This is a genomic window from Kitasatospora sp. NPDC096077 (genome assembly GCF_040303245.1).
GTDB lineage: Bacteria > Actinomycetota > Actinomycetes > Streptomycetales > Streptomycetaceae > Kitasatospora.
Genome location: NZ_JBEOSV010000100.1, coordinates 1 through 24,718, shown reverse-complemented (window position 1 = coordinate 24,718; position 24,718 = coordinate 1). Strand labels below are relative to the sequence as shown.

General features: G+C 73.8%; 20 protein-coding genes. 9 read left to right on the top strand and 11 right to left on the bottom strand.

All coding sequences use genetic code 11. The features are described 5' to 3' along the window. Window positions 1–472 precede the first annotated feature (472 nt). Both ABTZ03_RS41610 and ABTZ03_RS41605 read left to right on the top strand, forming a co-directional pair. The gene (locus ABTZ03_RS41610; protein ID WP_350518458.1) at window positions 473–1,588 is read left to right on the top strand and encodes a lactonase family protein; all 1,116 of its coding nucleotides are present in this window, start codon (window positions 473–475) and stop codon (window positions 1,586–1,588) included. A gap of 167 nt (window positions 1,589–1,755) precedes the next feature. Then, entirely contained in the window at window positions 1,756–2,505 is a 750-nt protein-coding gene (locus tag ABTZ03_RS41605; RefSeq protein WP_350518457.1) for a G1 family glutamic endopeptidase, read from the top strand. 34 nt (window positions 2,506–2,539) lie between these two features. Here the strand turns inward: ABTZ03_RS41605 and ABTZ03_RS41600 are convergent, their stop codons facing one another. Together ABTZ03_RS41600 and ABTZ03_RS41595 are read right to left on the bottom strand one after the other, a co-directional pair. Next, window positions 2,540–3,166 carry a hypothetical protein gene (locus tag ABTZ03_RS41600; protein WP_350518456.1) on the bottom strand — a complete coding sequence of 209 codons (627 nt, stop codon included), beginning with the start codon at window positions 3,164–3,166 and terminating at the stop codon, window positions 2,540–2,542. Between the two features lie 60 nt (window positions 3,167–3,226). Continuing rightward, window positions 3,227–3,823 carry a TetR/AcrR family transcriptional regulator gene (locus tag ABTZ03_RS41595; RefSeq protein ID WP_350518455.1) on the bottom strand — a complete coding sequence of 199 codons (597 nt, stop codon included), beginning with the start codon at window positions 3,821–3,823 and terminating at the stop codon, window positions 3,227–3,229. A 187-nt stretch (window positions 3,824–4,010) separates the two neighbouring features. On the opposite strand from ABTZ03_RS41595, the gene ABTZ03_RS41590 reads away from it, so the two are divergent. The 4 genes from ABTZ03_RS41590 (at window position 4,011) to ABTZ03_RS41575 (ending at window position 9,090) form a co-directional block, all read left to right on the top strand. Continuing rightward, complete coding sequence (locus ABTZ03_RS41590; RefSeq protein WP_350518454.1) at window positions 4,011–5,165, top strand: MerR family transcriptional regulator; 1,155 nt, start codon at window positions 4,011–4,013, stop codon at window positions 5,163–5,165. A 7-nt stretch (window positions 5,166–5,172) separates the two neighbouring features. Next, window positions 5,173–5,559, top strand: coding sequence for a carbohydrate kinase family protein (locus ABTZ03_RS41585; protein WP_350518453.1), 387 nt, complete (start codon window positions 5,173–5,175; stop codon window positions 5,557–5,559). A gap of 40 nt (window positions 5,560–5,599) precedes the next feature. After that, window positions 5,600–7,759 carry a trehalose-6-phosphate synthase gene (locus ABTZ03_RS41580; protein ID WP_350518452.1) on the top strand — a complete coding sequence of 720 codons (2,160 nt, stop codon included), beginning with the start codon at window positions 5,600–5,602 and terminating at the stop codon, window positions 7,757–7,759. A 203-nt stretch (window positions 7,760–7,962) separates the two neighbouring features. Continuing rightward, on the top strand, window positions 7,963–9,090 hold the full coding sequence (locus tag ABTZ03_RS41575) for an NADH:flavin oxidoreductase (RefSeq protein ID WP_350518451.1): 1,128 nt from the start codon (window positions 7,963–7,965) through the stop codon (window positions 9,088–9,090). Window positions 9,091–9,189: 99 nt separating this feature from the next. Here ABTZ03_RS41575 and ABTZ03_RS41570 read toward each other — a convergent pair whose 3' ends face one another. The 7 genes from ABTZ03_RS41570 to ABTZ03_RS41540 form a co-directional block, all read right to left on the bottom strand. Beyond that, window positions 9,190–9,642, bottom strand: coding sequence for a peptidoglycan-binding domain-containing protein (locus ABTZ03_RS41570; RefSeq protein ID WP_350518450.1), 453 nt, complete (start codon window positions 9,640–9,642; stop codon window positions 9,190–9,192). 533 nt (window positions 9,643–10,175) lie between these two features. Continuing rightward, on the bottom strand, window positions 10,176–11,942 hold the full coding sequence (locus tag ABTZ03_RS41565; protein ID WP_350518449.1) for an ABC transporter ATP-binding protein: 1,767 nt from the start codon (window positions 11,940–11,942) through the stop codon (window positions 10,176–10,178). Next, complete coding sequence (locus ABTZ03_RS41560) at window positions 11,939–13,783, bottom strand: ABC transporter transmembrane domain-containing protein (RefSeq protein ID WP_350518448.1); 1,845 nt, start codon at window positions 13,781–13,783, stop codon at window positions 11,939–11,941. The genes ABTZ03_RS41565 and ABTZ03_RS41560 overlap by 4 nt, the downstream gene beginning before the upstream one ends. Further along, entirely contained in the window at window positions 13,765–13,977 is a 213-nt protein-coding gene (locus tag ABTZ03_RS41555) for a DUF2399 domain-containing protein (protein WP_350518447.1), read from the bottom strand. Before ABTZ03_RS41555 ends, ABTZ03_RS41560 begins: the two co-directional genes overlap by 19 nt. 307 nt (window positions 13,978–14,284) lie before the next feature. Further along, on the bottom strand, window positions 14,285–15,418 hold the full coding sequence (locus tag ABTZ03_RS41550) for an SPFH domain-containing protein (RefSeq protein ID WP_350518446.1): 1,134 nt from the start codon (window positions 15,416–15,418) through the stop codon (window positions 14,285–14,287). Between the two features lie 12 nt (window positions 15,419–15,430). Further along, entirely contained in the window at window positions 15,431–15,685 is a 255-nt protein-coding gene (locus ABTZ03_RS41545) for an NfeD C-terminal domain-containing protein (protein ID WP_350518445.1), read from the bottom strand. 229 nt (window positions 15,686–15,914) lie between these two features. Beyond that, window positions 15,915–17,255 (bottom strand): GH1 family beta-glucosidase, encoded by a 1,341-nt coding sequence (locus ABTZ03_RS41540; RefSeq protein ID WP_350518444.1) that lies wholly within the window; start codon window positions 17,253–17,255, stop codon window positions 15,915–15,917. Between the two features lie 298 nt (window positions 17,256–17,553). On the opposite strand from ABTZ03_RS41540, the gene ABTZ03_RS41535 reads away from it, so the two are divergent. Then, window positions 17,554–18,600 carry an alcohol dehydrogenase catalytic domain-containing protein gene (locus ABTZ03_RS41535; RefSeq protein WP_350518443.1) on the top strand — a complete coding sequence of 349 codons (1,047 nt, stop codon included), beginning with the start codon at window positions 17,554–17,556 and terminating at the stop codon, window positions 18,598–18,600. Window positions 18,601–18,673: 73 nt separating this feature from the next. On the opposite strand, the gene ABTZ03_RS41530 is transcribed toward ABTZ03_RS41535, so the two are convergent. Further along, window positions 18,674–19,738: a LacI family DNA-binding transcriptional regulator gene (locus ABTZ03_RS41530; protein ID WP_350518442.1), complete on the bottom strand. Its 1,065-nt coding sequence runs from the start codon at window positions 19,736–19,738 to the stop codon at window positions 18,674–18,676. A gap of 202 nt (window positions 19,739–19,940) precedes the next feature. Here ABTZ03_RS41530 and ABTZ03_RS41525 point away from each other — a divergent pair, with 202 nt between their 5' ends. Further along, entirely contained in the window at window positions 19,941–20,648 is a 708-nt protein-coding gene (locus tag ABTZ03_RS41525; protein WP_350518441.1) for an alpha/beta fold hydrolase, read from the top strand. A 36-nt stretch (window positions 20,649–20,684) separates the two neighbouring features. After that, window positions 20,685–23,285 (top strand): beta-glucosidase family protein, encoded by a 2,601-nt coding sequence (locus tag ABTZ03_RS41520; RefSeq protein WP_502894762.1) that lies wholly within the window; start codon window positions 20,685–20,687, stop codon window positions 23,283–23,285. 69 nt (window positions 23,286–23,354) lie between these two features. On the opposite strand, the gene ABTZ03_RS41515 is transcribed toward ABTZ03_RS41520, so the two are convergent. After that, window positions 23,355–24,557, bottom strand: a complete 1,203-nt coding sequence (locus ABTZ03_RS41515) for a hypothetical protein (protein ID WP_350518440.1) — start codon at window positions 24,555–24,557, stop codon at window positions 23,355–23,357. Window positions 24,558–24,718 lie beyond the last annotated feature (161 nt).

The window sequence follows — 24,718 nt, the reverse complement described above, 5'->3', positions numbered from 1 at the left end:
GGAACGGACGCTTCCTTCGGACCGCCTTCCAGCGGGCCCTCCGGGCGCTTCGTTCTTTCGTGTTTCCAGCTTATCAGATGTTTTCCGCTCCGTTTCCGGGGCTTCGTTCATCCAACTCGCCGGTGTCTTCTCTGGCTTGACGCCCTGTCCGACGTTTCAAACTCTAGCCGACCCCCGCTCCGAAAAGCGAATCCAGCCGCAATCCGATAAACGCCCATGCCAAATAAGCCCCGGTCGGAACGCGAAAAATGCGCGAACACGACCCGATGCGAACCGAGAAGTGGTGTTTCAAGGGATTGGCCGCCCCGGGACCGTCCGCGCTGTTGCGTGTCCGGTGCTCCCTGCCGAGCGACTGGGCGACAGTACCCCTCCCCGGCGCCCGACACAAATCGCGGCCGACCGCCCGTCACCTTCCTCCCGTAGCGTGTCCCCGCCACCGCACGGACGTGCGGTGCGCCAAGGGGAGGACACCATGAACTCGCTTGTGTCAAAGGCTCGTTGGTTAGGCACCCTGCTGACGGCCGGAGCCCTGCTGCTCGGCGCGGCCGGCCCCGCCGCCGCAGGCGGGCACCACGGAGGACCGGTCCGGGGAGTGCCGCGGACCGTCGCCCTGGACGCCTCGCCCGCCGCGGTGGCGGTCAGCCCGGACGGGCGCCGGGCCTACGTCGCGGTGAAGGACAGCATCCACGGTCTGAAGCTGAAGACGGTCGACACCCGGACCGGTGCGATCACCGCCGTCGTCACCCTCACCACCGGGTTCGGCGGCGATGCCGGGCCCATGGCGGTCAGCCCGGACGGTTCGCGCGTCTACGTCCTGCTCGGCCCGAACCGCCACTTCCCCGCCTCCGTGCTGGGCGTCGTCGACACCGCCACCGACACCTTGGTGTCCAGCACCGAGGTACCGGACCAGCCCCGTCCCTCCGGGACCTACCCGGGCGGGCTGAGCGCGCTGGCGGTCAGCCCGGACGGATCGCAGGTCTATGTGACCCAGGACGGACCGGCGTCCTGGCACCGCCCTCCCCGCCCGGGGGCCAGGGTGCTCAGCTTCTCGGCGAAGCGGCAGGCGTTCACGGACGCCCTCTCGATTCCGGGCCGGTACCCGGCGTCGATCGTGGTCCGGCCGGACGGTGACGACGCCTACGTGGCCACCGAGACGGGCCTGGTCCACCTGGCCCTGGACGACGAGCCCCCGGCAGTGGTCGGCACCGTCGCCGCCACGGCCGGCACCATCGTCAACCTGGCGCTCGACCCGGACGACACCCACGTGCACGGCGTCGGCGACGACGGCAAGGGCTACACGGTCGACCTCGACACCGACACCGTCGACGCGACCTTCGACATCGCCCCGGGACAGCGGCTGCAGAACCCGGCGGTGAGCCGCGACGGCAGTCGGCTGTACGCGGTCGGGCAGGACACCACGAGCCCGGACGGCAAGGCCTCGGTCCTCTCCCTGGACCTCGCCACCCACCACCTCGTCCCGACCGAGGGGGTCCCCGGCCTCCAGTACGTGACCGGGCTCGCGGTCGGCCCGGACGGCCACACCTTCTACGTCACCGTCAACGACACCCTGCGGATCATCGGCTTCTGATCCGCCCCGACATGCCCGTCCCGAGCGGGTGCGGCACCTGGCCGCACCCGCTCAGCCGAACAGGCGAATCCCGGCTCCGTCACCGGCCGGGCGGCCCCGTGGGCCCGGACTGCGGTCGCTAGCTTGTCGACGCTCAGTCAACCCCACACACGTCCCCGGGACCCGTCATGCGCCTCGCCCGTCCGCTCACACTCGCCACCACGACCGCCCTGCTCGCACTGCTCGGCACCGGCTCACCGGCTGCACACGTCCACGCCCCCACCCCCGTCCTCGCCCCGATCGCCGAGCACCACCACGACAGCTCACTGATGTACGGCACCAGCAGCAACTGGTCCGGCTACGCGGCCACCGGCGGCAAGTTCACCAGCGTCAGCGCGGAGTGGGACCAGCCGACCGTCACCTGCACCGACAACAACACCTACTCCGCCTTCTGGGTGGGCCTCGACGGCGACGGCAGCAAGAGCGTCGAACAGATCGGCACCGAGGCCGACTGCTCGCTCGGCACCCCGTACTACTCGTCCTGGTACGAGATGTACCCGGCCTACCCGACCAACTTCCGGAACCTCGTGAGCCCCGGCGACCACTTCGTCGCGAGCGTCAGCACCAATGGCAACGGCTCCTTCACCCTCACCATCCGCAACACCACCGCGGGCTGGAGCCACAGCGTCAACAAGACCCTGAGGAACGCGGCCCTGGCCTCCGCCGAAGTGATCGCCGAGGCTCCGTCCACCACCTCCGGTGTCCTTCCGCTGGCCGACTTCGGCACCGTCGGATTCACCAACGCCTCGGTCAACGGCAAGGCTCTCAGCGCTTCGAACCCTTCGGTCATCGACATGGCCACCAGCAAGGTCACCAAGGCCACCACCTCGGAGATCACCGATGGCACCGACTTCTCGGTGACCTGGCACCACAGCTGACCGATCCCCCGGCGGCGCCCGACCGGCAGAACGGTCAGGCGCCGCCGGCCTGTCGACGGCCCTGCTCCAGGAAGTCCACCAGTCCTGCCACGCCGCCGAGTTCGCGGATCGTCCGGGCCGCGCCGAAGGGCGCGTTCCAGAACTCCCCCTGCCGCACGGCGTGCGGGCCGACGTAGGCGTAGGGCTCCGGCTGGAAGGCGTCGCCGGGCGAGACGCCGTAGTTCACCGCGTCGACGGTCACCCCGAGGTCGAAGTGCTCCGGCCAGATCACCGGGGTCTCCTCCGGGAACAGCCCGTCGAGCGCGGCCTCGCCGAGCGCGAAGCAGTCCGCGATCCGGCCGGCCGCCTCCTGGTCCACCTCGATCGCGTGGTCGGCGGCGACGCCCGGCCCGTCCCGGTACAGCCCTTCCGGCGCGCCGACGGGGAACCCGAGGGCCTCGCCGAGGGCGGCGCAGCTGGTCCGTTCGAGGGACAGCACCCGCCCCGGTGCGACCAGCTCCGCACCGACCACCCGCAACCGCGGCCCGACCGTGGTCCCGAAGCCGCCGGGGCAGGCCCGCAACCGGATCGTCCCGCTCGCCCGGTACTGCGGGCCGGCCAACACCAGCTCGGCCACCGCGTGCAGGGAGCGGCGGGTCCGTACGAGGGTCTCGCTGTCCATGGGGGCATGGTCTCCCAGGTGGCCGACTCGCGCACGGGCTTCCGGGGAACCGCCCGGGGCTCAGGGGTCGATCAGGGTGCGGATCATCAGTTCCACCTGCTCGCGCAGCTCCTCCCTGGTCGGTGGGTGCGTCCGCCCGGCCCCCGCCGCCGTGTGGAAGAGGACGCCGTCGCACCAGGCCATCAGGTACAGCGCGCGCCGCTCGCCGTCGGGGCTGCCCGCTGCGGAGAGCAGGGCGGCGGCGAACTCGCGGAAACCGCCGCCGAGTTCGTCGTAGCGGGCGCGCAGTGTCTGGTCACGGTTGGCTTCGAGGGCGAGCTCCAGGCGGGCCAGGGTGAGGTCCCGGCCCGCCGCCAGGCGGACCTGGAGGTCTTCCGCCAGCAGGTTGACGAGCAGTTCGCGGGCCGCCTGGCGGGTGAGCGAGGCGCTGACCGTCTGAAGCGGGCGCAGCGGGCGCAGCGGGTCGGCGTCCACCCCGGCGACCCGTTCCAGGGTGAGGGTCAACAGCACGGCCCGGGTGCGGGCCAGGTTGGAGGTGGAGCCGGGCGGCAGGCCGGCCGCCTCGTCCACCGCACGGTGGGTCAGGCCCCGCAGCCCGCGCTCGGCGAGCAGGGCGACGGCGGTGTCGGCGATCAGGACGGCACGAGGCGAGGTCATGGTCCAAGCATGCCGGTCCACCCTTCCTCCGTCACTACGCTGGTAGTACTCTGAACTACATCCGCAGTGCCCTGATGCATTTCACGCGCACGCTGCGCGAGGCCCCGACCGTGCCGGCCCGCGCACCACCACGCCTCCTCACCACGCCTCCTCCCACCGGCAGTTGCCCGAGTCGACAGGAACGCCCGTGACAGCCTTGCTGATCCTGACCTTCGCCGTGACCGCCCCGCAGCGCCCGGCCGCCCACCGCCGGACCGCGGCGCCCCCGCCCGGCCGGTCCGTGCCCGGCCGGCCCGGACCGGGCGGCGGCGAGCTGCTGGCCAGTACGAACGGGACCGTCCGCCTCCACCCGGGCGGACGCCCCACGGGTGGCACCCACACCGTCGTGCTGCGCTTCCGCGACGCCCAACACGCCCGCGCCGGCTACGAATCGACGCGCTACCGGGACTTACTGGAGGAGCGGTTCGCCACCGCTGTCCCCTTCTCCGCCGTGATCGTGCCGGAGCTGCCGACGGCGGGCCGGGCCCCGGCCGTGGGCTCGCGCGCCACGTCGGTGGGCGGAGCCGGAACGATGGCCAGGGTCCCCGTCCCCGCCCCGGTCCCCGACGTGCCCCCGGCCGCCGGAGCGGCCGCACCAGGCCCGGCCGCCCTCCGGATGGACATCGCCGATTTCACCGCCCGGGCCGGACTGTCCGCCCGGAGCGTCCGGGCCTACCACGCGCGCGGGCTGCTGCCCCCGGCCGAACGCGTCGGCAAGCGGGTCTTCTACGGCCCGGAACACGTCCGGCGCATCGCCTCCATCCAGTACCTCCAGCGCCGCGGCCTCAACCTTGAGGCCATCCTGACCCTCTCCGAGCTCGACCCCCCGGCCGAGCCCGGAGGCAGGCACGCCCTCCCGACCTCCCAGGACCCGTTCCACATCGTCGCCGAGGTGCTCGACCGCCCCCACGGGAGCGCCGACGAACTCGCCCGGGACCTGGGGACGCGGATCGCCGAGTCCATCGAGGCGCTGACCCGGGGCGCGTGCCCACCGAGCGATGTCACCGGGGCTCCGCACCGCTTCGGCCCCGCGATGACGGCCCTCCTGATGGAGGCCTTCCAGGCCGTGCTCACCGCCGACGGCGCGCACCGGTTCCACCGCGGCCCTGCGGATCCGGACGCGGCGAGGACCGCGCGCTGTCGGCAGCGCCCCCTCTCGCAACCGTCGACCGAGCCGCAGTTCATCGCGGCGGCCGGTGCTGTCACGAGGTCTCCGGCGCACCCCCGCGGTTCCGGCACGCCCGGCGGTCCACAGCGCCTGTGCTCGCCGGATGCAGCCGAACGGGTCGGTACGTCCGTGTGAAGTCCTGGTGGCGGGACCGTACTTCACGGACCTGGTGTTCCACGGCCTGCCGCGGCCGGTGCGGCCGGGCACCGAGGTGTTCGCGGAGGGCTTCGGCCTGGTGCCGGGCGGTGCGTACACCCTGGCGATGGCGGTGCACCGGCTCGGGCGGCGGGTGGTGTGGAGCGCGGACTTCGGCACCGACCCGTTCAGCACCCAGGTGCTGGCCAGTGCCCGGCAAGAGGGGCTGGACGAGGCCGCCTTCCGCCACCACCCCTTCCCGGTCCGGAGTCTGACCGTCGCGCTCTCCTTCGGCGACGACCCGGCCGTCCGGGCCGGGCTCCAGCGCGGCCCTGCACGCCGCGGAGCTCGACCGTCGACTCGGCCGAACCGGGCGGATACCAGCTTGAGTTGAACGCTTCAGAACCCGTGGTGACCGTGTTAGCGTCCCCCGGATGTCGAGATATCTGATCACCGATCTGGACGGCACCCTGCTCGGCGGCTCCCTGGACGACCGACGTCGACTGCGGGACGCCCTGGCCCGTCATCCCGAGGTGACCGTGGTCTTCGCCACCGGACGCGGCTCGGCCTCGATCCGGGACGTGCTGCGCGACCCGCTCGTCCCGCGCCCCCGGTGGATCATCGCCGACGTCGGCGCCACCGTCCTGGACGGCACGGACTTCACCCCCGTCGACCCGATCCAGGACCAGCTGCGGACCGGCTGGCCGGGATCGGAACGGGTCCGCGCCGCGTTACGCCGCTTCCCGCAGCTCGGCTACCAGCACGACGTGGTCCAGGACGGGCGCTGCTCCTACCACCTCGCCCCCGACCGGCTCACCGCGGAACTCACCGCGGCCGTCGAGTCCCTCGGCTGCGCCTGGGTGTACTCGGCGGACCGCTACTTCGACGTCCTGCCGCCGCTGGCCTCCAAGGGCAACGCACTACGGGCGCTGACCGGGAAGCTGGGCTGGCAGCCCGAGGAGACGCTGGTCGCCGGCGACTCGCTCAACGACCTCTCGCTGTTCCGGCTCGGCACCCGTGCGGTGGTCGTCGGCGGGGCCGAACCCGCCCTGCTCGCCGCCCTCGCCGGGGACCCGGTGGTCCACCGCCCCGAGCACATCGGCGCAGCCGGCATCCACGCGGCGCTCAGGGACCTCGGGTGGGTCTCCCCCACGGCCGGGCCCGAGCGCCCCGCCACCGCCCCACGCCCCGCCACCACCCCACGCGCCGCTGCCGGCCCGCACTCCGTCGTGGTCGCCTACCACCGTCCGCCGTTGCACTGGAACGGCGAGAGCTGGCAGCCCCCCACCAGTCCCAATGGCATCCTGCCGACCCTGACCAGCGCCTTCGCCGACGGCCTGCCCGGGATCTGGGTCACCGCCGGGACCGGGTCGGACGGACCGACCCCGCCCCCGGCCGGCCCCCCGCTCGCCGCCGTCCCCGTGGACCGGGCCACCTGGAGCGGCTACTTCCACCGGGCCTGCAAGGAGACCCTCTGGCCCGTCCTGATGTCCGAACCCGACCGTTCGGTCTTCGACCCGGCCGCCTGGAGCGACTACCGTACGGTCAACTCCCGCTTCGCGGAGCTGATCAGCGCCCGGGCCGCGCCCGGCGCGGCCGTCTGGCTCCACGACTACAACCTCTGGCTCGTCCCCGGACTGCTGCGCCGCCTCCGGCCCGACCTCAGGACCGGGCTCTTCCACCACACCCCGTTCCCCGCCCCGGAGACCTTCGCCACCCTCCCGGTCGCCGCCGAACTGCGCCGCTCGCTGGCCCGGCTGGACTGGGCCGGCTTCCACACCGAGGACTTCGCCGCCCGCTTCCGCGCCACCCTGGCCGGTACGGACGACCCGGTCGGCCGATCCGACCGGCCCCGCACGCGCACCGCCGTCCACCCGCTCGGCATCGACCGGTCGGCCGTGGAACGGCTCGCCCGCCTCCGCGCACCGCACCGCCGCCCGGCCCCCGGGCGCGTGGTGCTCTCGGTCGAACGCCTCGACTACGCCAAGGCCCCGGTCCAGAAGGTCGACGCCGTCGACCTCCTGCTCGCCCGACGGCCCGACCTGCGCGGCTCGCTGACCTTCCGGCTCGTCTGTCCGCCGCCCGAGCACGGCGTCACCGCCTACGACACCACCCGCCGCCGACTCGAAAGGCGCATCCAGGAGGTCAACACCCGCTGGGCACAGCCGGGTTGGCAGCCCGTCGACTACCGGCCCGAACGCCTCGGCACCACCGGCGTGGTCGACGCCTACCTGGCGGCCGAGGTGCTCTGGGTCACCTCCCTCCAGGACGGGATGAACCTGACCGCCAAGGAGTTCGTCGCCGCCCGGGCCGTGCTGCCCCAGCCCTCGGATCCCGGCGTCCTGGTGCTCTCCCGCCACGCCGGCGCCGCCGCCGAACTCGGTGCGGCCGCCCTGCTCACCGACCCCCGCACCCCCGGGGACCTCAGCACCGTCCTCGGCCGGGCCCTCGACCTCGCCCCGGCCGAGCGCCGGACCCGGATGGCCCTGCTCTCCCGACTCCTCGGCCACCGGCGGCCCGCGGACTGGGCGGCCCGCATCATCGACGAGATCCGCGTCGACGACGCCACCGGCGCGCCGGGGCCCGTCCGGTAACCACCGCCACCGCCACCGCCCCTGCCCCTGCCCCTGCCCCTGCCCCTGCCCCTGCCCCTGACGGATGATCGCCACAGGGGAACATCGTGGCGCAGATCACAGCGGGTTCGGCGCGGGAGACGAAATGTGCGGGCCACCGGGGTGGTTGGCACGGGCAACCGTTTCCGTCTCGGCGCACACCACCGCCACCCGCGAGGACTTCCATGACCGTCATCGAGAACCCGGCCTCCCGCGCGGCCGGGATCCTGTCCCGACCCGTCACGATCAACGGGCTGACCGTGCCCAACCGCATCGTGATGGCGCCGATGACCCGCCAGTTCTCCCCGGGCGGCGTGCCCGGCGAGGACGTGCGCTCGTACTACGCCCGGCGCGCCGCCGCCGGCGTCGGCCTGATCGTCACCGAGGGAACCTACGTCGGCCACGAGTCGGCCGGGCAGAGCGACAACATCCCGCGCTTCCACGGCGAGGAGCAGCTGGCCGGGTGGGCCCGGGTCGTCGAGGACGTCCACGCGGCGGGCGGCACCATCGTGCCGCAGCTCTGGCACATCGGCATGGTGCGCAAGCAGGGCGACCCGCCGTTCGCCGACGCCCCCGCCATCGGCCCGTCCGGCATCCGGCTGGACGGCACCGAGGGGACCGGCCGGGCGATGACCCCGGCCGACCTGGACGCCGTCATCGGCGCCTTCGCCGAGGCCGCCGCGGCCGCCGAGCGGATCGGCTTCGACGGCGTCGAACTGCACGGTGCCCACGGCTACCTGCTCGACCAGTTCCTCTGGGCGGGCACCAACCGCCGCACCGACGCCTACGGCGGTGACCTGCTCGCCCGGACCAGGTTCACGGCCGAGCTGGTCGCCGCGGTGCGCGCGGCGGTCTCCCCGGAGTTCCCGGTGATCTTCCGCTACTCGCAGTGGAAGTCGGAGAACTACGACGCCCGCCTCGCCGAGACCCCCCAGGAGCTGGAGGCGATCCTCACCCCGCTCGCCGAGGCCGGGGTCGACGCCTTCCACGCCTCGACCCGCCGCTACTGGGTGCCCGAGTTCGACGGCTCCGACCTCAACCTGGCCGGCTGGACCAGGAAGCTCACCGGCCGTCCCACCATCACCGTCGGCTCGGTCGGCCTGGACGGGGACTTCGTCGGCGCCTTCCGCGGCGAGGGTTCCGCGGTCCAGGGCATCGACAACCTGCTGGACCGGCTGGAGCGCGACGAGTTCGACCTGGTCGCCGTCGGCCGGGCCCTCCTCCAGGACCCGGAGTGGGCCGCCAAGGTCCTCGCGGGCCGCTTCACCGACCTCCACCCGTACGACGCCGCCGCGCTCCGCACCCTGAGCTGACCGGCGGGCACGGCGCCCCCGACAGTCCGCCCCCGACAGTCCGCCCCCGTCGCTCCGCTCGGAGCGACGGGGGCGGTTTCGGTAGCGGTCCGGGGTGCCTCAGCAGCCCGTGTTGTTGTAGTTCCAGAACGCGCCCTTGGTCTGCGGGCCGGCAATCCCGTCAACGGTACCGGCGTTGAACCCGACGGCGTTCAGGAACCGCTGCAGCGCGGCGATCGTGTTGGGTCCGACGGACCCGTCGACGGCACCGGCGTTGTAGCCGTTGGCGTTCAGGAACCGCTGCGCCGCCGACCAGCTGTTGGGGCCGAGGGACCCGTCGAAGGAACCGGGGTTGTAGCCGAAGGCGTTCAGGCAGCTCTGCCAGTTCTTGGCGTGGGCCGTGTCCAGGCCGAGGTTGTTCACCGCGAGGATGGAGATGCGCGGGCTGCTGACCGCGGCCTGCGCGGCGGGCTGGGTGGCCGCCAGGCTCGCGCTCGCGCCGGCGAGGCTTCCGGCGGCGATCCCGACCACGGCCGCCGCGCCGACGAACACCCTTGCCAGAGAAGATCGCATTACTTCCCCCTCTTTCGAGTATTTCGAACGTATTTCGCAGGGTTGAGGGCGCGGCCTCCGTCACCGGCCGGCCGCGCCGGAACCAAGGTTTGCCGGACACCCCGGTCCGGCGCCAGTACGAACATCGTCCGCGGCCGTGTTTCCCCCGGATTCAGGCCAAGGACTCCCACCCGACACGTCCCGGCCCGTCCCGGCCCGGAACGAATTCCACCGCATCGATCCGCCCGCATTCCCGGAGAAACGGTTCCGGAAAACGGCGATCGGCTCCCGGTGCCGGTCGGACGGGGGCGCGGGTTCGCCGCACCGGCCGTCGGGGCCACCGCGACGGAGCCTGGACCGGCGGCCGGGCCCTGCATCCCGTCCATCGCGCGGCCGTGGTGACGAGGCCCCGGCCGCCCGATCACCATTGTTTCCCGAGGTGGCCGTCTGGCAGCCGGGTTGCGAGGTGCGATCGGACCCTCCCGCGCTTTGGCGGGAAAATGCGTACGGTTGCCGACAAGGGAATTCCTGAATCCGGCCTTCCGTCAAAGGGGCTAACTCTGCCAGGCGCGCCAGAGCCCGGCATAAGCGCCGTTCTCGGAGAGGAGTTCCGCGTGGGTGCCGAACTCGGTGACCCGGCCGGCGTCGAGCACCGCGATCCGGTCGGCGTCCCGGGCGGTGTGCAGCCGGTGCACGACCGCGATCACGGTACGGCCTCGGGTGACGGCGGCCAGCGAGCGTTCCAGGTGCCGGGCGGCCCGGGGGTTCAGCAGCGAGGTCGCCTCGTCCAGGACGAGGACCTCCGGGTCGGCCAGGATCAGCCGGGCCAGGGCGAGTTGCTGCACCTTGGCCGGGTCGAGGGCCCGCCCGCCGGGGCCGACCGCGCTGTCCACCCCCAGGGCCTCCGCCCACTCCCAGGCGTCCACGGCCCGCAGGGCGTCGGCGAGTTCCTCGTCCCCGGCGCCCGGGCGCGCGATGGTCAGGTTGTCGCGCAACGAGCCCCGGAAGACGTGGTGCTCCTGGGTCACCAGGGCCACCGTGCCGCGCCGCTCCACGGGGGCCAGGTCCGCGATCTCCCGGCCGCCGACGGTGATGCCGCCGCCGTGCGGGGTGTAGATCCCGGCCAGCAGCTTGGCCAGTGTCGACTTGCCCGCGCCGGACGGCCCGACCACGGCCAGCCACTCGCCCTGCCGGACGGTCAGGTCGATCCCGCGCAGCACGTCGTGGCCGGGCCGGTAGGCGTAGCGGAGCTCGCGTACGACGATGTCCCGTGCCCCGGCAGTGTCGGCGGCCGCGGCTGGAACCGGGGTGGGGGCCGGGATGGGGGCCGGGTCCGGCGACGCCCCGGGGTCCCGGAACCGCGCCGGGCCCAACAGCCGGGCCAGCGCCGCGCCCGCCGACTGCAGCGAGTCCAGCCAGAACATCAACTGGTCCAGCGGGTTGAGCAGTTGTGAGGCGTACAGGGTGCCGGCGGTGACGGCGGCGAGCGACACCACGCCGTGCAGGTAGAGCGTGCCGCCGAAGACGAGCATCGCGGCCACCGGCAGGGCGTAGCCGGTGTCGCAGATCGGCAGGAAGACGTTGCGCAGCCGCAGGGTGTGGCGCTCGGCCGCGTAGGCGTCGGCGATGGACTCGTCGAGCCGGTCCATCCGGCGGGCGGCCAGCCGCAGCGAGTCGACGGTGCCGGCGCCCTCGACGGTCTCGGCCAGGCTCTCGGTCAGCCGGGAGTAGGAGGCGGCCTGGCGCAGGTAGCCCTGGTGCGCCCGCCGCAGGTACCAGCGGGCGGCGAAGTGGAACACCGGCCCCACCAGCAGGACGGGCAGCAGCAGCACCGGGCCGACCAGCGCCAGGGCGCCCAGGGTGAAGCCGATGACGCCGACCGAGGTCATGGTGGCCGGGATCGCGGAGCGGATGGCGCCGGAGAGCAGGTCGATGTCCCGGGTGGTGCGGGTGATCAGGTCGCCGGCGTCGGCGTCCTCGACGGTCTCCGGCGGCAGGGCCAGCAGGTCCGAGACGAACTCCTCGCGCAGGCCGGCCAGGATCCTCTCGCCGAGCCTGGCCGCGGCGTACTCGGCGAGCCGGACCAGCACGGCCTGGGCCGCCAGGCAGCCGAGGATCAGCAGCACCAGGCACAGCACGGTGTCGTGGCCGCGGGTGACATCGGCGACCAGGGTGCCGAGCAGCCAGGGCGCGAACAGCCCGGCGACGGCGGCGAGCGCCTGCACACCGACCACCAGGGCGAGTTCGCCACGGTGGGCGCGGAGGGCACGGCGCGCGTACGCGGCGAGCTCACGGTTGCTCGCGACGGGCAGCTCGCTCATGCGGCCTCCCCCTCGCTCTCCTCGCCCGACTCCTCGCCCGACTCCCCTGGTACCGCCCTTCCCGTCCCTCCGGCTTCCTCCTCGCCGGTCCAGCGCAGGACCAGTTCGCGGTAGCGGTCGTCGGCCAGCAGCTCGTGGTGGGAGCCCTCGGCCACGACCGCGCCGTCCAGCACCAGGGCGACGCCGTCGGCCCGGTGCAGCAGCACGGTGCTGGTGGTGAACACGACGGTGGACCGGCCGCGACGCAGCCGGGCGATCCCCTCGGCCATCCGGTTCTCCGTGGTGGCGTCGACGGCGCTGGTCGGGTCGATCAGGATCAGCACCTCCGGGTCGGCCAGCAACGCGCGGGCCAGTCGCAGGCGTTGCTGCTGGCCGCCGGAGAACTCCCGTCCTCCGGCGGCCATTTCGGCGTCGAGTCGGCCCGGCAGTGCTTCCACGACGTCCCGGGCGGCGGCCGCGTCGACGGCCGCCCAGAGCCGTCCGTCGGGATCGCCGCCGGGGCGTTCGGTCTCCGACGTCCACTCCGACGGGTCGAGTTCGCGGCGCAGCGGCCCGGCGAAGAGGTGCTCCTCGGCCGTGGTGACCAGGATCCGCCGACGGACCCCGTCGAGTGGCAGCTCGGCGAGCCTCCGTCCGGCGTAGGTCGCGTCGGAGTCGGTCCGGCGCCCCAGCCGGTCGGCCAGGGTGACGGCGTCGGCGGGGGTGCAGACCACGGCGGTCAGTCCCTCGGCGGGTACCCGCAGGCCGGAGTCGGGGTCGGCGAGCGGCCCGTGGCCGGGCATGCCGTCGGGAGCGGCGCCGGACGGGGCACCGGCCAGGGCACCGGGCGCCAGGTCCGGTGCGGTCCGCAGCAGCCGGACGACGTTCTCGGCGGCGACATGGCCCTGCATGGCCTTGGAGACGGCGAAGGTGATCTGGTTGGTGGGGATCACCAGGTAGCCGGCGTACCCGTAGAAGGCCACCATCTGCCCGGCGCTGAGCCGTTGGTGCAGGACCAGTTCCCCGGCCAGTGCCACCACGCCGGCGAGCAGCAGGCTGGGCAGGAAGGTCCTGGACGCGCCGAGCACGGCCGAGGCCCGGCCCTGCCGGAGCGCGGTGGCCCGCAGCCGCTGGGAGTCCGCACGGTAGCGGGCGGCGAACAGCTCCTCGCCGCCGATGCCGCGCAGCACCCGCAGTCCGCGCACGATGTCCACCGCCTGGTCGGCCAACTCCCGCTGGCGGGACCGGAGTCGGCCCTGTCGGTCGCGCAGCACCCGGGCCAGCCGGGTGGTGACCACGAGCATCACCGGCACCGCGACCAGCACCAGCAGGCCGACCTGCCAGGAGGCGACCAGCATGAACACCGCGACGAGCACGAACCCGGCCAGCCCGCCGACCCCGCGCGCGCCGACCTCCAGCGTCTGACCGATCAGGTTGATGTCCGAGACGCCGACGGTGACGAGGTCCCCGGCCGACACCTTCCGGCCGACCGCCGGGCCCAGCTCGCACACCTTGCGGGTGACGAACTGCATGGTCTCGTAAGCGGGTTCGACCCGGAGCCGGGTGTCCAGGCGCTCCACGAACACGGCGGACAGCGCGCTGAGCGCCCCGACGCCGAGCACGGCGAGCCCCCAACCGACCAGCGCCGCCTGGTCCCTGGCCACCAGCCCCCGGTTGACCGCCTGCCCGATCACGGCGGGGGTCAGCCCGAGCCCGGCCGACCACATCATGCAGCACAGACAGTCCAGCAGCAGGGTCCGCCGGTGCCGGACGGCCATCCGGATCAAGTACCGCCAGGGGCCGCGGAGATCGGGCGTCCCGGGCTCCCGTTCGAAGAAGTCACCTAACGCGCTGCCCCACACGTACGCCTCCACCTCGGGTCGCCGGCACGGCCATCGACCCCCGGATCGTACGCACGTCCCCGCTCCCCCCGGCCGTCATTTTCGGATCGTGCACCGTCGTCGGCGAGTCGGCGCAGCAGATGGATCACGGCCGTGTCGGGCCAGCCGGAGGTGCAGACCGGAGGCGGACGCTGAACCCGGGGTACGAGCCCCACCTGTCCGTCACCCCCGACCGGCCCGCCTCGCGGCTCCTCCCCCGGAGCCGCGAGGCGGGCCGTCCGGCTTCTGAACGACCGGTGACGGGCTCGGACTTGTCGAATGCCCTGTCGTCGCTCCCTGACTCCGGTGCCGCTGTGCGGCCGTTCTGCCCCCAGAGCCCCGCGACACCGACCAGGACCTCACCGAGGACGACGCGAACCGGACGCCCGCAGTTGAACCGACCGGTCGGCCGTGCGGGTGCGCGGCGGGACCGGCGGGAGGTCGAGGCGGTTCGGACCGTTCGGTGCGGCCGGAGGCCTCCGTCTACTGCCCTGGTTCGAGCCCGGCCCGCTCGTCGTTCTGGTCGACTCGACCCTGCTGCGTACCCAGGCCCCGGCGGACCGAGTCCAGGATCGTCAGGCCCTGGCTGACCAGACCCGCTGCGATCTCGCCCAAGCCGTCGGTGCCGTTGAGCACGTTCACGTTGGCGCCCGCGAGCCCGCCCGCCGCTTCCTTGACGATCTGCGGCAGCTGGTCGATCAGCATCCGGTCCAGCGCCACCCGGTCATGCGAGGCCGCCGCCTCGGCCTGGATCTTCATCCGCTCCGCCTCGGCCAGCGCCACGACCCGGATCCGCTCGGCCTCCGCCTCGGCCGGCTTCACGACCTCGGCGACCAGCTGCTGCTGGCGCAGCTCTGCCGCACGCTGGGCCAGCTCGGTCTGCGCCGCCAGCACCTCCTGCTGTGCGTGCGCCTGCGCCAGCGGGCCGGCCTGGGCGGCCTGCGCCTGGGCCTGGTCCACCTCGGCGTTGTACTGCGCCTTCACCACCGCCGTCTGCCGAGCGTACTCGGCCTGCTGCCGGGCGGACTGCTGCTCCGCCTCCGCTGCGGCCTGGGCGGCCTGAGCCTGGGCGATCTGGGCCTGCCGCTGGATGGCGGCCCGGTGCGGCGCCGACATCGCGACGATGTAACCGGTGTCTCCGTCGTCGATCGACTGGATCTGAAGCGAGTCCACGCTCAGTCCGATCTTCGCCATCTCGGCCTTCGAGGTGTCCAGGACCTCAGTGGCGAGCTTCTGCCGCTCGGTGACGATCTCCTCGACCGTCATCGAGCCGATGATGGCACGCAGGTGCCCGGCGAAGATCCGGCCGGTCAGCACGGACATCTGCTCCTGGTCGGACAGGAAGCGCTGGCCGGCGTTGACGATGCTCTCGCTGTCGTTCCCGACCTTGAACGCGATCACCGCCCGTACCGTCAGCGCAATACCCTGCTTGGTGACGCAGGTCTCGGCGACCTCTGCCTCGCACATCGCCAGAGTCAGGAAGCGGACCTTGCGGAAGACCGGCAACACGAACGTGCCGTGCCCGGTCACCACGCGGAACGGCGCACCCGCAAGGCCCCGCTTTCCGCCTGAGATCAGCATCGCCTGGTCGGGAGCGGGAACGCGGTAGCCGAACATCCTGATTTCTCCTCAGCGAATGCCGTCGGCACGGTCGGCCCACGGCTCGTCGGTCGGGTCGGTCCACTCGATGACGTCGACCTGGCGAGTACCACGCGATTCGATCACCAGGACGGACGTCCCCTTCGGCAGGGGCTCCTCCGACCAGGCGAGGAAGGACTCCGAACCGCCCCTGATCCTGACCAGGACCTCACCAGGGCCGGCGGCTCCCCGGGTGCCGATCACCAGCACCCCCGGGCAACCGATCACGGCCTGGTCCGACACCATCGGTGACCCTTCTCTTGTCGATCGTCGCACGACCGCCCTGGCAGCAGCTCGCGTTGGCGGGCGCAGAGGCACACGACCGGCTTACCCTACCGAAGCAACGCTGATTCCAGGGTGTCACGCGGCGCCGGCACTGTCGAAGGGACGCGCAGGAATGCGTGTGGCCGCGCCGGGGAGTCCGCGATGCACACACCGATGGCGCGATCGGAACCGAGTCGACATCGGACCTCAACTAGCTTGTCCGCCTCGCCTTATGAGAGGAAATCAGGTCGCGGTACCAGGCGTAGGAGGCGCGCGGGGTGCGCTGCTGGGTGGTGAAGTCGACGTGGACGAGGCCGAAGCGTTGGTGGTAGCCCTCGGCCCATTCGAAGTTGTCGAGGAGGGACCAGGTGTAGTAGCCGCGGATGTCGATGCCTTCGGCGGTGGCGGCGGCGAGGGCGTCGAGGTGGGTGGCGAGGTAGTCGATGCGGGGCTGGTCGGGGGTGGTGGCGGCGTCGACGGAGCAGCCGTTCTCGGTGATGGTGATGGGCGGGAGGGCCTTGCCGTAGAAGTCCCGGAGCTGGAGGAGGAGTTGGCGGAGGGTGTCGGGGACGACGGGCCAGCCGAAGGCGGTGTGGGGGACGTCGGGGATGGCGACCAGGTCGAAGGGGAGGTCGGGGTCGCTGGGGGCGGCGACGCGGGTGGGGTTGTAGAAGTTGAGGCCGAGGCCGTCGAGGCCGGGGGTGTGGATGAGGTCGACGTCGCCGGGTCGGATCGCGCCGAAGATGTCGTCGGGGACGCCGAGGGCGGAGAGGTCGGGGTAGCGGCCGAGCAGGACGGGGTCGGTGAACAGGCGGTTGTGGAGGGCGTCGTAGGCCGTGGCGGCGGCCAGGTCGGCGGGGTCCTGGGTGGCGGGTTCGACCGGGGTGAGGTTGTTGGAGAGCATCACCTCCAGGCCGCGGTCGTGGAGCAGGGAGGCGGCCAACCCGTGGGCGAGGAGCTGGTGGTGGGCGGCCGGGAGGGCCTCGAACATCAGGGTGTGGCCGGGGGCGTGGGTGCCCAGGGCGTAGCCGAAGACGGTGTGGACGAAGGGCTCATTGAGGGTGATCCAGGTGGGGACGCGGTCGCCGAGGCGGTCGGTGACGACGTCGGCGTACTCGGCGAAGCGGTACGCGGTGTCGCGGTTGAGCCAGCCGCCGGCGTCTTCGAGGGCCTGGGGCAGGTCCCAGTGGAAGAGGGTGGGGAGGGGGGCGATGCCCGCCTCCAACAATGCGTCGACCAGCCGGTCGTAGAAGGCGAGGCCGGCGGGGTTCACCGGCCCGGCACCGGCGGGCAGGACCCGGGGCCAGGCGATGGAGAAGCGGTAGCCGTCCAGCCCGAGGCCCTTCATCAGGGCGATGTCCTCGGGGTAGCGGTGGTAGTGGTCGCAGGCGACCGCGCCGGTGTGCCCGTCGCGGACGGCGCCGGGCTGGGCGCAGAAGGTGTCCCAGATGGACGGGCCGCGGCCGTCCTCGTCCACCGCCCCCTCGATCTGGTAGGCCGCGGTGGCGGCGCCCCAACGGAACCCGGCCGGCAGGTCGAAACGATCCGGCATGGCAGCCTCCTGACGAGAATGTGAGGATGCCTCATGTTACCGGCGTCACGGCTGAGCGCCAGAGGGACTGGGTGTCGGCGGGGGCGGGCGCCGGCAGAGCCGGACGCCGAAGGGGGGCGGGAACTGAAAGGGCCGGACGCCGAAGGGGGGCGGGAACCGAAAGGGCCGGACGCCGAAGGAGTCGGACGCCGGGAAGGGACCGGGCGCGTGGCCGGGCGGCGGCGGAGGCACCAAGCTGGTGGGGTCAGCGCGTGCGGGCTCCGCCCCGCGTCGACCCCCGAGCGAGAGGCTCTCCCCCATGGCTGCCACCAGCCCCACCCCCTCCGGCGGCGCGCTGCGCGCCGTCCAGGTCGCCGATTCGCAGGCCACGCCCGTCCTCGTCGCGGTACCGCCCCGTGAACCGGGGCCCGGAACGGTCCGGATCACCGTCGAGGCGTGCGGCGTCTGCCACTCCGACCTGCTGATCGCGGCCGGACTGCTGCCCGGCACCACCTACCCGGTCACCCCCGGCCACGAGATCGCCGGCCGCATCGACGCCCTCGGCGAGGGCGTGACCGGCTGGGGCATCGGCGACCGGGTCGCGGTCGGCTGGTACGGCGGCAGCTGCGGGCGCTGCGACGCCTGCCGCACCGGTGACGCCGTCCACTGCGACCGGCTGGAGATCCCCGGCGCCGCCTACCCGGGCGGCTACGCCGACTCCGTCGTCGTCCCGGCCGTCGCCCTGGCCGCCGTGCCGGACGAGCTGACCGCCGCCGAGGCCGCGCCGCTGGCCTGCGCCGGGGTCACCGTCTACAACGCGCTGCGCCGCAGCGCCGCCCGCCCCGGCGACACGGTGGCGATCCTCGGCCTCGGCGGGCTCGGCCACCTGGGCGTCCAGTTCGCCCGCGCGATGGGTTTCCGCACCGTGGCGATCGCCCGCGGCCAGGAGAAGCAGCCGCTGGCACACCAGCTGGGCGCCGACCGGTACATCGACAGCACCGCCGGCGACGTCGCCGAGGCCCTGCGGGCCCTCGGCGGGGCCAAGGTGGTGCTGGCCACGATCACCAACTCGGACGCCATGTCCGCCACCATCGACGGGCTCGGCCGCCGCGGCGAGCTGATCATCGTCGGGGCCTCGCCGGACCGGCTCGCGGTCAACCCGCTGCAGCTGCTGAACGGCGACCTGAAGGTGTACGCCCACTCCTCCGGCACCGCCGTCGACACCCAGGACACCCTGCGCTTCGCCGTCCAGTCCGGGGTGCGGGCGTGGATCGAGGAGGCCCCGTTGACGGAGGCGGCCGCCGCGGTCGCCAAGATGGCCGACGGGCGGGCCCGGTTCCGGATGGTCCTCACCACGGGCCGCTGACGGCACGCGCCGCTCGGGACGATCCGCAGCAGCTCGACTCGGGGCAGCTCGACGTGAGCCGGGGCGCGTCGGGTCAGGACGATTCGCGGGCGACCAGTTCCACGGTCATCAGGTCCCGGCGGAGCGGGGGCGCGTCCGGGTCGGCGATCACCCGGTCGACCAGCTCGGCCAGTTCCTCGCCGGCCGGCAGCCGCATCCGGACCGAGCTCATCCGGGGGCGGAGCAGTCGACCGAGCAGCAGGTCGTCGGCGCCGACCACGGCCACCGGGTGGGGTGCGTCGGCACCGGCGTCCTGGAGCGCGCGCAGGACGAGCATGGCGTACTCGTCGTTGTAGCCGAACAGGCCGTCCAGGGCGAGTTCCCGGCAGCGGGCGGCCAGTCCGGCCGCGGACTCCTCGGTGTAGTCCAGCGGCAGCGGCTCGACCACGGCGCCGAGGCCCGCCGACTCGGCGGCCGCCCGGATGCCGGCCAGCCGGGGTTCGCTGAACAGGGCGAGCGCCGGGTCGGTCGGCATCACCACGCCGATCCGGCGCCGACCCCGCTCCAGCAGGTGCGCGGCGGCGACGGCGCCGACCTCCCGCTGGTCCATGAGCAGCGCGTGCGCGCCGGGCACCGGGGGCGTGCCGAGGGTGAGCACCGCCCGGGCGCCGGAGCGGCGCAGCAGGTGCACGCCGTCCGGGGTGAGCCCCCGGGCGAGGCAGAACACGGCGGTGGGCCGCAGTTCGGCCCAGGCCCGGACGGCCTCGTCCCCGTCGCCGACGGTCGGGCCCAGCAGTACGGGCGTGTGGCCGTGGCGGTGCAGGGCGTCCTGGAGGTCCCGGTAGAAGCCGCTGAACAGCGGGCCGATCGGTGCGGTGGAGCCGGCCAGCAGCACCAGGCCGGTACGGCCGGCCCGCAGCGAGCGGGCGGCGGCGTGCGGGACGTAGCCGAGCCGGTCGGCGGCGGCCCGGACCTTGAGCCGGGTCTGCTCGCTGACCCGTCCGCCGGCGGTGTTGTTGAGCACGAAGGAGACCGTGGCCCGGGAGACGCCGGCCAGGCGGGCGACGTCGGCGCTGGTGGGTGCGCCGACCGGACCGGGACCGGGGGCGGGACCGTGGGTAGGAGCGGGGGCGGCGGGTTCGGTGCGGTCGCTGTCCATAACGGTGGGAATCTTTTCACGCCGGGCTCTGGCCGTGGGACGGAATGCCCTGATAGACACGTGGTTACACGAGTAACCGTTACACGTGTAACGTGCATCAGGTCGTACTTGGTCGTATCAGCTCGCACCTGGTCGCACCCCGGTCGGAATCCTGCCGGATCCGATCGAACCCGGCTGAACTCGGTCGAAAGGCTCCCCCACCATGAAGTTGCACACCCAGGAATGGGGCACCGGAGAGCGCGTCGCGCTGCTGGTGCACGGCATCATGTCCGACCACCGCACCTGGCGCCGGGTCGGACCGGCCCTGGCCGAGCGCGGCTACCGCGTCATCGCCGTCGACCAGCGCGGCCACGGGCAGAGCCCGCGCGGCACCGGCGCGACCCCGCGGGAGCGCTACCCGCTGGAGGCGTACGCCGAGGACCTGGTCGAGACCCTGCCCGCCGGGGCCGACCTGGCCGTCGGGCACTCGCTCGGCGGCATCTCCCTGCTGCGCGCGGTCGAGCGGCTGCGCCCGGCCCGCGCCGTCTACGTCGACCCGGCCTGGCAGTTCGCCGAGGCCTCGGGGGTCGACCCGGCGCTGTTCGTGGAGTTCCGGGACGCCACCCGGGAGCAGATCCGCACCCTCAACCCGCGCTGGGAGAGCGCCGACCTCGACGTCGAGCTCGCCACCCTCGCCGCCTGGGACCCGGACTCCGCCCTGGCCATGTCCGGCCAGGAGTCCGGTCTGCCCGCCGCACCCGCCGTGCCCTCCCTGGTGGTGCTGGCCGACCGGAGCTTCCTGGTCGGCGCCCCGGACGCCGAGCTGCTGCGCGAGCGCGGCTTCGAGGTGCGCACCGTCCCGGGCGCCGGACACACCGTGCACCGGGACGACCACCCCGGATTCATGACCGCGCTCGAAGGGTGGATCTGAGCCGTGGACGACCGTACGGAGCACGAGGAGAACAGCGTGAACAGCACGAGCGGCGTGGGCGGTGTGGGCCGCGTGAGCGACGGGAACAGCGCGACCGCCGACCCCCGGAACGACGCCGACGCCCGCCGCGAGACCGCCGTCGAGGCCGCCCTCGCCCGGCTCGACCTGCCCGCCAAGGTCGCCCTGCTCGCCGGGGCCGACATGTGGTCGCTTCCCGCCGACGAGCGGATCGGCCTCGGCCGGCTGGTGATGTCCGACGGCCCGGCCGGCGTGCGCGGGGAGCAGTGGACCCCGGACGACCCGTCCGTCGCCCTGCCCTCGCCGACCGCCCTGGCCGCCACCTGGGACCTCGACCTGGTCCGCCGGGCCGGCCGGCTGCTCGCCCAGGAGGCCCGGCGCAAGGGCGCCCACGTGGTGCTCGCCCCGACCGTGAACCTGCACCGCAGCCCGCGCGGCGGACGCCACTTCGAGTGCTTCTCCGAGGACCCGCTGCTCACCGGCGGGATCGGCGCCGCCCTGGTCTCCGGCGTCCAGGACGGCGGCGTCGCCACCACGCCCAAGCACTTCGTCGCCAACGACTCGGAGACCGAGCGCTACACCGTCGACGTCCGGGTGGACGAGCGCACCCTGCGCGAGCTGTACCTGGCACCGTTCGAGACGATCGTCCGAACAGCCCGCCCCTGGGGTCTGATGGCCGCCTACAACGCCGTCAACGGCCCGAGCATGAGCGAGCACGCCGAGCTCAACAACGCGGTGCTGCGTGAGGAGTGGGGCTTCGACGGCGTCCTGGTCTCGGACTGGACGGGCGCCCGGGACACCGTACGGGCGGCCCTCGGCGGCCTCGACATCGCGATGCCCGGCCCGGCCACCGTCTACGGCGAGCACCTCGTACGGGCCGTCCGCGACGGTCTCGTCCCCGAGACCGCGGTGGAGCAACTGGCCCGCCGGGTCCTGCGGTTGGCCGCCCGGGTCGGCCTGCTGGCCGGCGCGCCCGCGGCCGTCCCGGCGGAGGAACTGCCCGCGCCGATCGACGGCGAGGCACTGGTCCGCGAACTGGCGGCCCGCTCCTTCGTCCTGCTGCGCAACGAGGGCGACGTGCTGCCACTCGACCCGGCGCCCGCCTCGGTGGCCCTGATCGGTGCGGCCGCGGCCGAGCCCCGGATCGGCGGGGGCGGCAGCGCCCAGGTCTTCCCGACCCGGCTGGTCGGTCCGCTGGAGGGCCTGCGCGCCGCGCTGGGCGAGGGCACCCGGCTGGTGCACGCGCTCGGCGCCGACCCGCGCACCTTCCTCCCTCCGGCCGCCTTCCCGTGCACCGCCGAACTGCTCGGCGCCCAGGGCACTCTGGGCACTGCCGCGCTGCCCGGCGGCGACCTCCGGTGGCTCGGTGCGCTGCCCGGCGGCGTCCCGTTCGCCGAGCTCACCGCGGTCCGGCTGACCGGCACCCTGAGTACCGGTACCACCGGGACCACCGGGACCACCGGCGGCACTGGGACCACCGACACCGCCCGGACCACCGGCCGGCACCAGCTGGCCGTCCGCGGCGTCGGCCGGTTCCGGCTGGAGGCGGACGGCGAGGTGCTCTTCGACGGAACGCTGCTGCCGGAGGGCGAGGACCCGGCCGCCGCCTTCCTCAACCCCCCGGAGCACCGGGTCGAGCTGGAGCTCGCGGCCGACCGGGAGGTCGCCGTCTCGCTGACCTGCACGATGCCGGAGGCGGGCGGCTTCGCCGGCTTCGGCCTGGTCTCCTTCACCCTCGGCCACGCCGCACCCACCGTCTCCGCCGAGGAGTTGATCGAGCAGGCCGTCGCGGCGGCCACGGCGGCCGAGGTCGCGGTGGTCGTGGTCGGCACCACCGAAGAGGTGGAGAGCGAGGGCGTGGACCGGGCCGGCCTGCGTCTGCCCGGCCGTCAGGACGAGCTGGTCGCCCGGGTCGCGGCCGCCAACCCGCGCACCGTGGTGGTGGTCAACGCGGGCGCCCCGGTGCTGATGCCGTGGCGCGAGTCGGTGGCGGCGGTGCTGCTCGGCTGGTTCCCCGGCCAGCAGGCCGGCGAGGCACTGGCCGACGTGCTCCTCGGCACGGTCGAACCGGGAGGCCGGCTGCCCACCACCTGGCCCGCCGAGGAGGCCGACTGCCCGGTCTGGGAGGTCACCCCGACCGACGGCCGACTCGACTACCCCGAAGGCCTGTTCATCGGCTACCGGGCCTGGCAGCGCCGGGCCGGCGCCGCCCCCGCCTACTGGTTCGGCGCCGGTCGCGGCTACACCCGCTGGTCCTACGAGGGCCTGGAGGCCCGGCTGACCGAGGGCGCCGCGGGCAGCACGGACACCCTGGCCGAGGTCTCCGTCCGGGTCCGCAACACCGGCGACCGGACCGGCCGCGAGGTGGTGCAGGTCTACCTCGCCACGGACGGATCCGACCGCAGCCGCCCCGACCGGCAACTGGCCGGCTTCGCCGTGGTCGAGGCCGCCCCGGGCGCCGTCTCCACCGCCCGGATCACCGTCCCGCGCCGGGCCGTCCAGACCTGGGACACCACGGCTCACGCCTGGCGCACCGCCCCGGGCGTCCACACCGTCGAGGCCGGCCCCGACGCCGGCCACCGCCCGCTCACCCTGGCCCTGGTGGTCCCGCAGGACTGAACCTCGTGGCGGGAGTCCGGGTTCAGGGCCTGGCCGTCGGGCCCGGAACCCCGTCCACGGGAGCGACGGTCAGCCCCTGGGCGGGGGCCAGGGGCCGGCGAGCAGCCGGTCGGCCTCGGCACGGATCGCGTCGGCGACCGTCTCCCGGCCGCCGTCCCGGCCCTGCTCCCGGTCCCCGGCCAGTTCGACCAGCGGCCGCAGGGCCTCGGGGCGGGCCAGCGCGCCCCAGCCCTCGTGGGCGATCACCTCGACGCCGGCCGCGGGGGCGGTACTTCCGTTCACGATCAGCCGGAGCCACCAGCGGACCAGCTCCCAACGGACCGGCTCCCAGCCGGCCGCGTCCCAATGGGCCGACTCCCAGCGGGCCGCCTCCTGCGGCAGACCGGAGTCGAGGCCCAGCTCGGTGAGCACCTGCCCGAACAGCGCACCGGCCCGGCCGTGTTCGGCGCGTGGCAGCCCGGCGAGCAGCGGGAGGGACGGCGACTCGACGTCGAGGACCAGTGCCACCAGCCCGGCCTGGACCAGCTGTTCGTCCGCGACCCGGCGGCCGATCAGCCGTTCCAGCGCCAGCATCCGCAGGTGTTCGACCGCCTCCGCCGGTGTCGTGGCGTACGGATCGTGCGGCGTGCTGACCGCGGTCTCCGGGCAGCCCTCAAGCAGGTACGACCAGAAACCGACGGTCGCCCGGGCCCGGGAGAGCCCGGCCGACCGCCCGGTGAACTCGTACCGGAGGTAGTCGGCGAGGTCGTTCCCGTAGTAGACGGCGTCGGTCTGGTGCACCGAGAGCACCGGATGGCCGAACTCCCCCGCCGTACCGGGCAGGTAGCGGTGGCCGTACACCGGCACCAGCTGCGGGACGTCCGCCAGTTCCGCCGCCGCGATCCGGAGCGCCTCCGGCCGCCCGGCGGGCTCCGGCCCCCAGTTCGGGTGCCAGAAGCCGTTGTGCTCGACGTCGAACAGCACGCCCTCGACCGGCCGGGCGAGCCACGCCCGCAGCTCCGCCGGGTCGCCGTGCCGCCAGTCCGGCCAGGAGGGCGAGCCGTACGGCAGGCCTGCGGCCAGGAAGACCCGGTGGTCCGCGGCGAAGCGGAAGCCGAACCGGGCCTCGACCTCGTCGAGTTCCCGCTCGCTGAGGCCCGGCCCGAGCTCGGCCGGGAGGAGCTGCTGGAGCCGGCGCAGCTCCTCGGCGACCGCCGCGGCCGGCGGTCCGGACGGTCCAGGCGGTCCGAACGGCCCAGGCGGTACGGAGGGTACGGACGGCACGGAGGTCATCCCGGCAGCGTAGCCACCCGGCTCCGCACCGGTTCGGCGCAGGTCGCGGCCCTGCCGAGGTCCGCGCGCCTCAGAAAGTGTTGGGTTAGCTGGTGACTACTGGTTGTTGAGGTCGTCGGCGAGGCGGCGTGCTGCTTCGGTCTCGATGGTGCCGCGCGGTT

Coding starts and splice junctions, on each gene's coding strand:
- ABTZ03_RS41605 (WP_350518457.1), top strand. CDS start 1,756: ATGCGCCTCGCCCGTCCGCTCACACTCGCCACCACGACCGCCCTGCTC.
- ABTZ03_RS41550 (WP_350518446.1), bottom strand. CDS start 15,418: ATGTTCGGCTACCGCGTTCCCGCTCCCGACCAGGCGATGCTGATCTCA.
- ABTZ03_RS41545 (WP_350518445.1), bottom strand. CDS start 15,685: ATGGTGTCGGACCAGGCCGTGATCGGTTGCCCGGGGGTGCTGGTGATC.
- ABTZ03_RS41575 (WP_350518451.1), top strand. CDS start 7,963: ATGACCGTCATCGAGAACCCGGCCTCCCGCGCGGCCGGGATCCTGTCC.
- ABTZ03_RS41515 (WP_350518440.1), bottom strand. CDS start 24,557: ATGACCTCCGTGCCGTCCGTACCCTCCGTACCGCCTGGGCCGTTCGGA.
- ABTZ03_RS41570 (WP_350518450.1), bottom strand. CDS start 9,642: ATGCGATCTTCTCTGGCAAGGGTGTTCGTCGGCGCGGCGGCCGTGGTC.
- ABTZ03_RS41540 (WP_350518444.1), bottom strand. CDS start 17,255: ATGCCGGATCGTTTCGACCTGCCGGCCGGGTTCCGTTGGGGCGCCGCC.
- ABTZ03_RS41535 (WP_350518443.1), top strand. CDS start 17,554: ATGGCTGCCACCAGCCCCACCCCCTCCGGCGGCGCGCTGCGCGCCGTC.
- ABTZ03_RS41600 (WP_350518456.1), bottom strand. CDS start 3,166: ATGGACAGCGAGACCCTCGTACGGACCCGCCGCTCCCTGCACGCGGTG.
- ABTZ03_RS41595 (WP_350518455.1), bottom strand. CDS start 3,823: ATGACCTCGCCTCGTGCCGTCCTGATCGCCGACACCGCCGTCGCCCTG.
- ABTZ03_RS41525 (WP_350518441.1), top strand. CDS start 19,941: ATGAAGTTGCACACCCAGGAATGGGGCACCGGAGAGCGCGTCGCGCTG.
- ABTZ03_RS41610 (WP_350518458.1), top strand. CDS start 473: ATGAACTCGCTTGTGTCAAAGGCTCGTTGGTTAGGCACCCTGCTGACG.
- ABTZ03_RS41530 (WP_350518442.1), bottom strand. CDS start 19,738: ATGGACAGCGACCGCACCGAACCCGCCGCCCCCGCTCCTACCCACGGT.
- ABTZ03_RS41565 (WP_350518449.1), bottom strand. CDS start 11,942: ATGAGCGAGCTGCCCGTCGCGAGCAACCGTGAGCTCGCCGCGTACGCG.
- ABTZ03_RS41580 (WP_350518452.1), top strand. CDS start 5,600: ATGTCGAGATATCTGATCACCGATCTGGACGGCACCCTGCTCGGCGGC.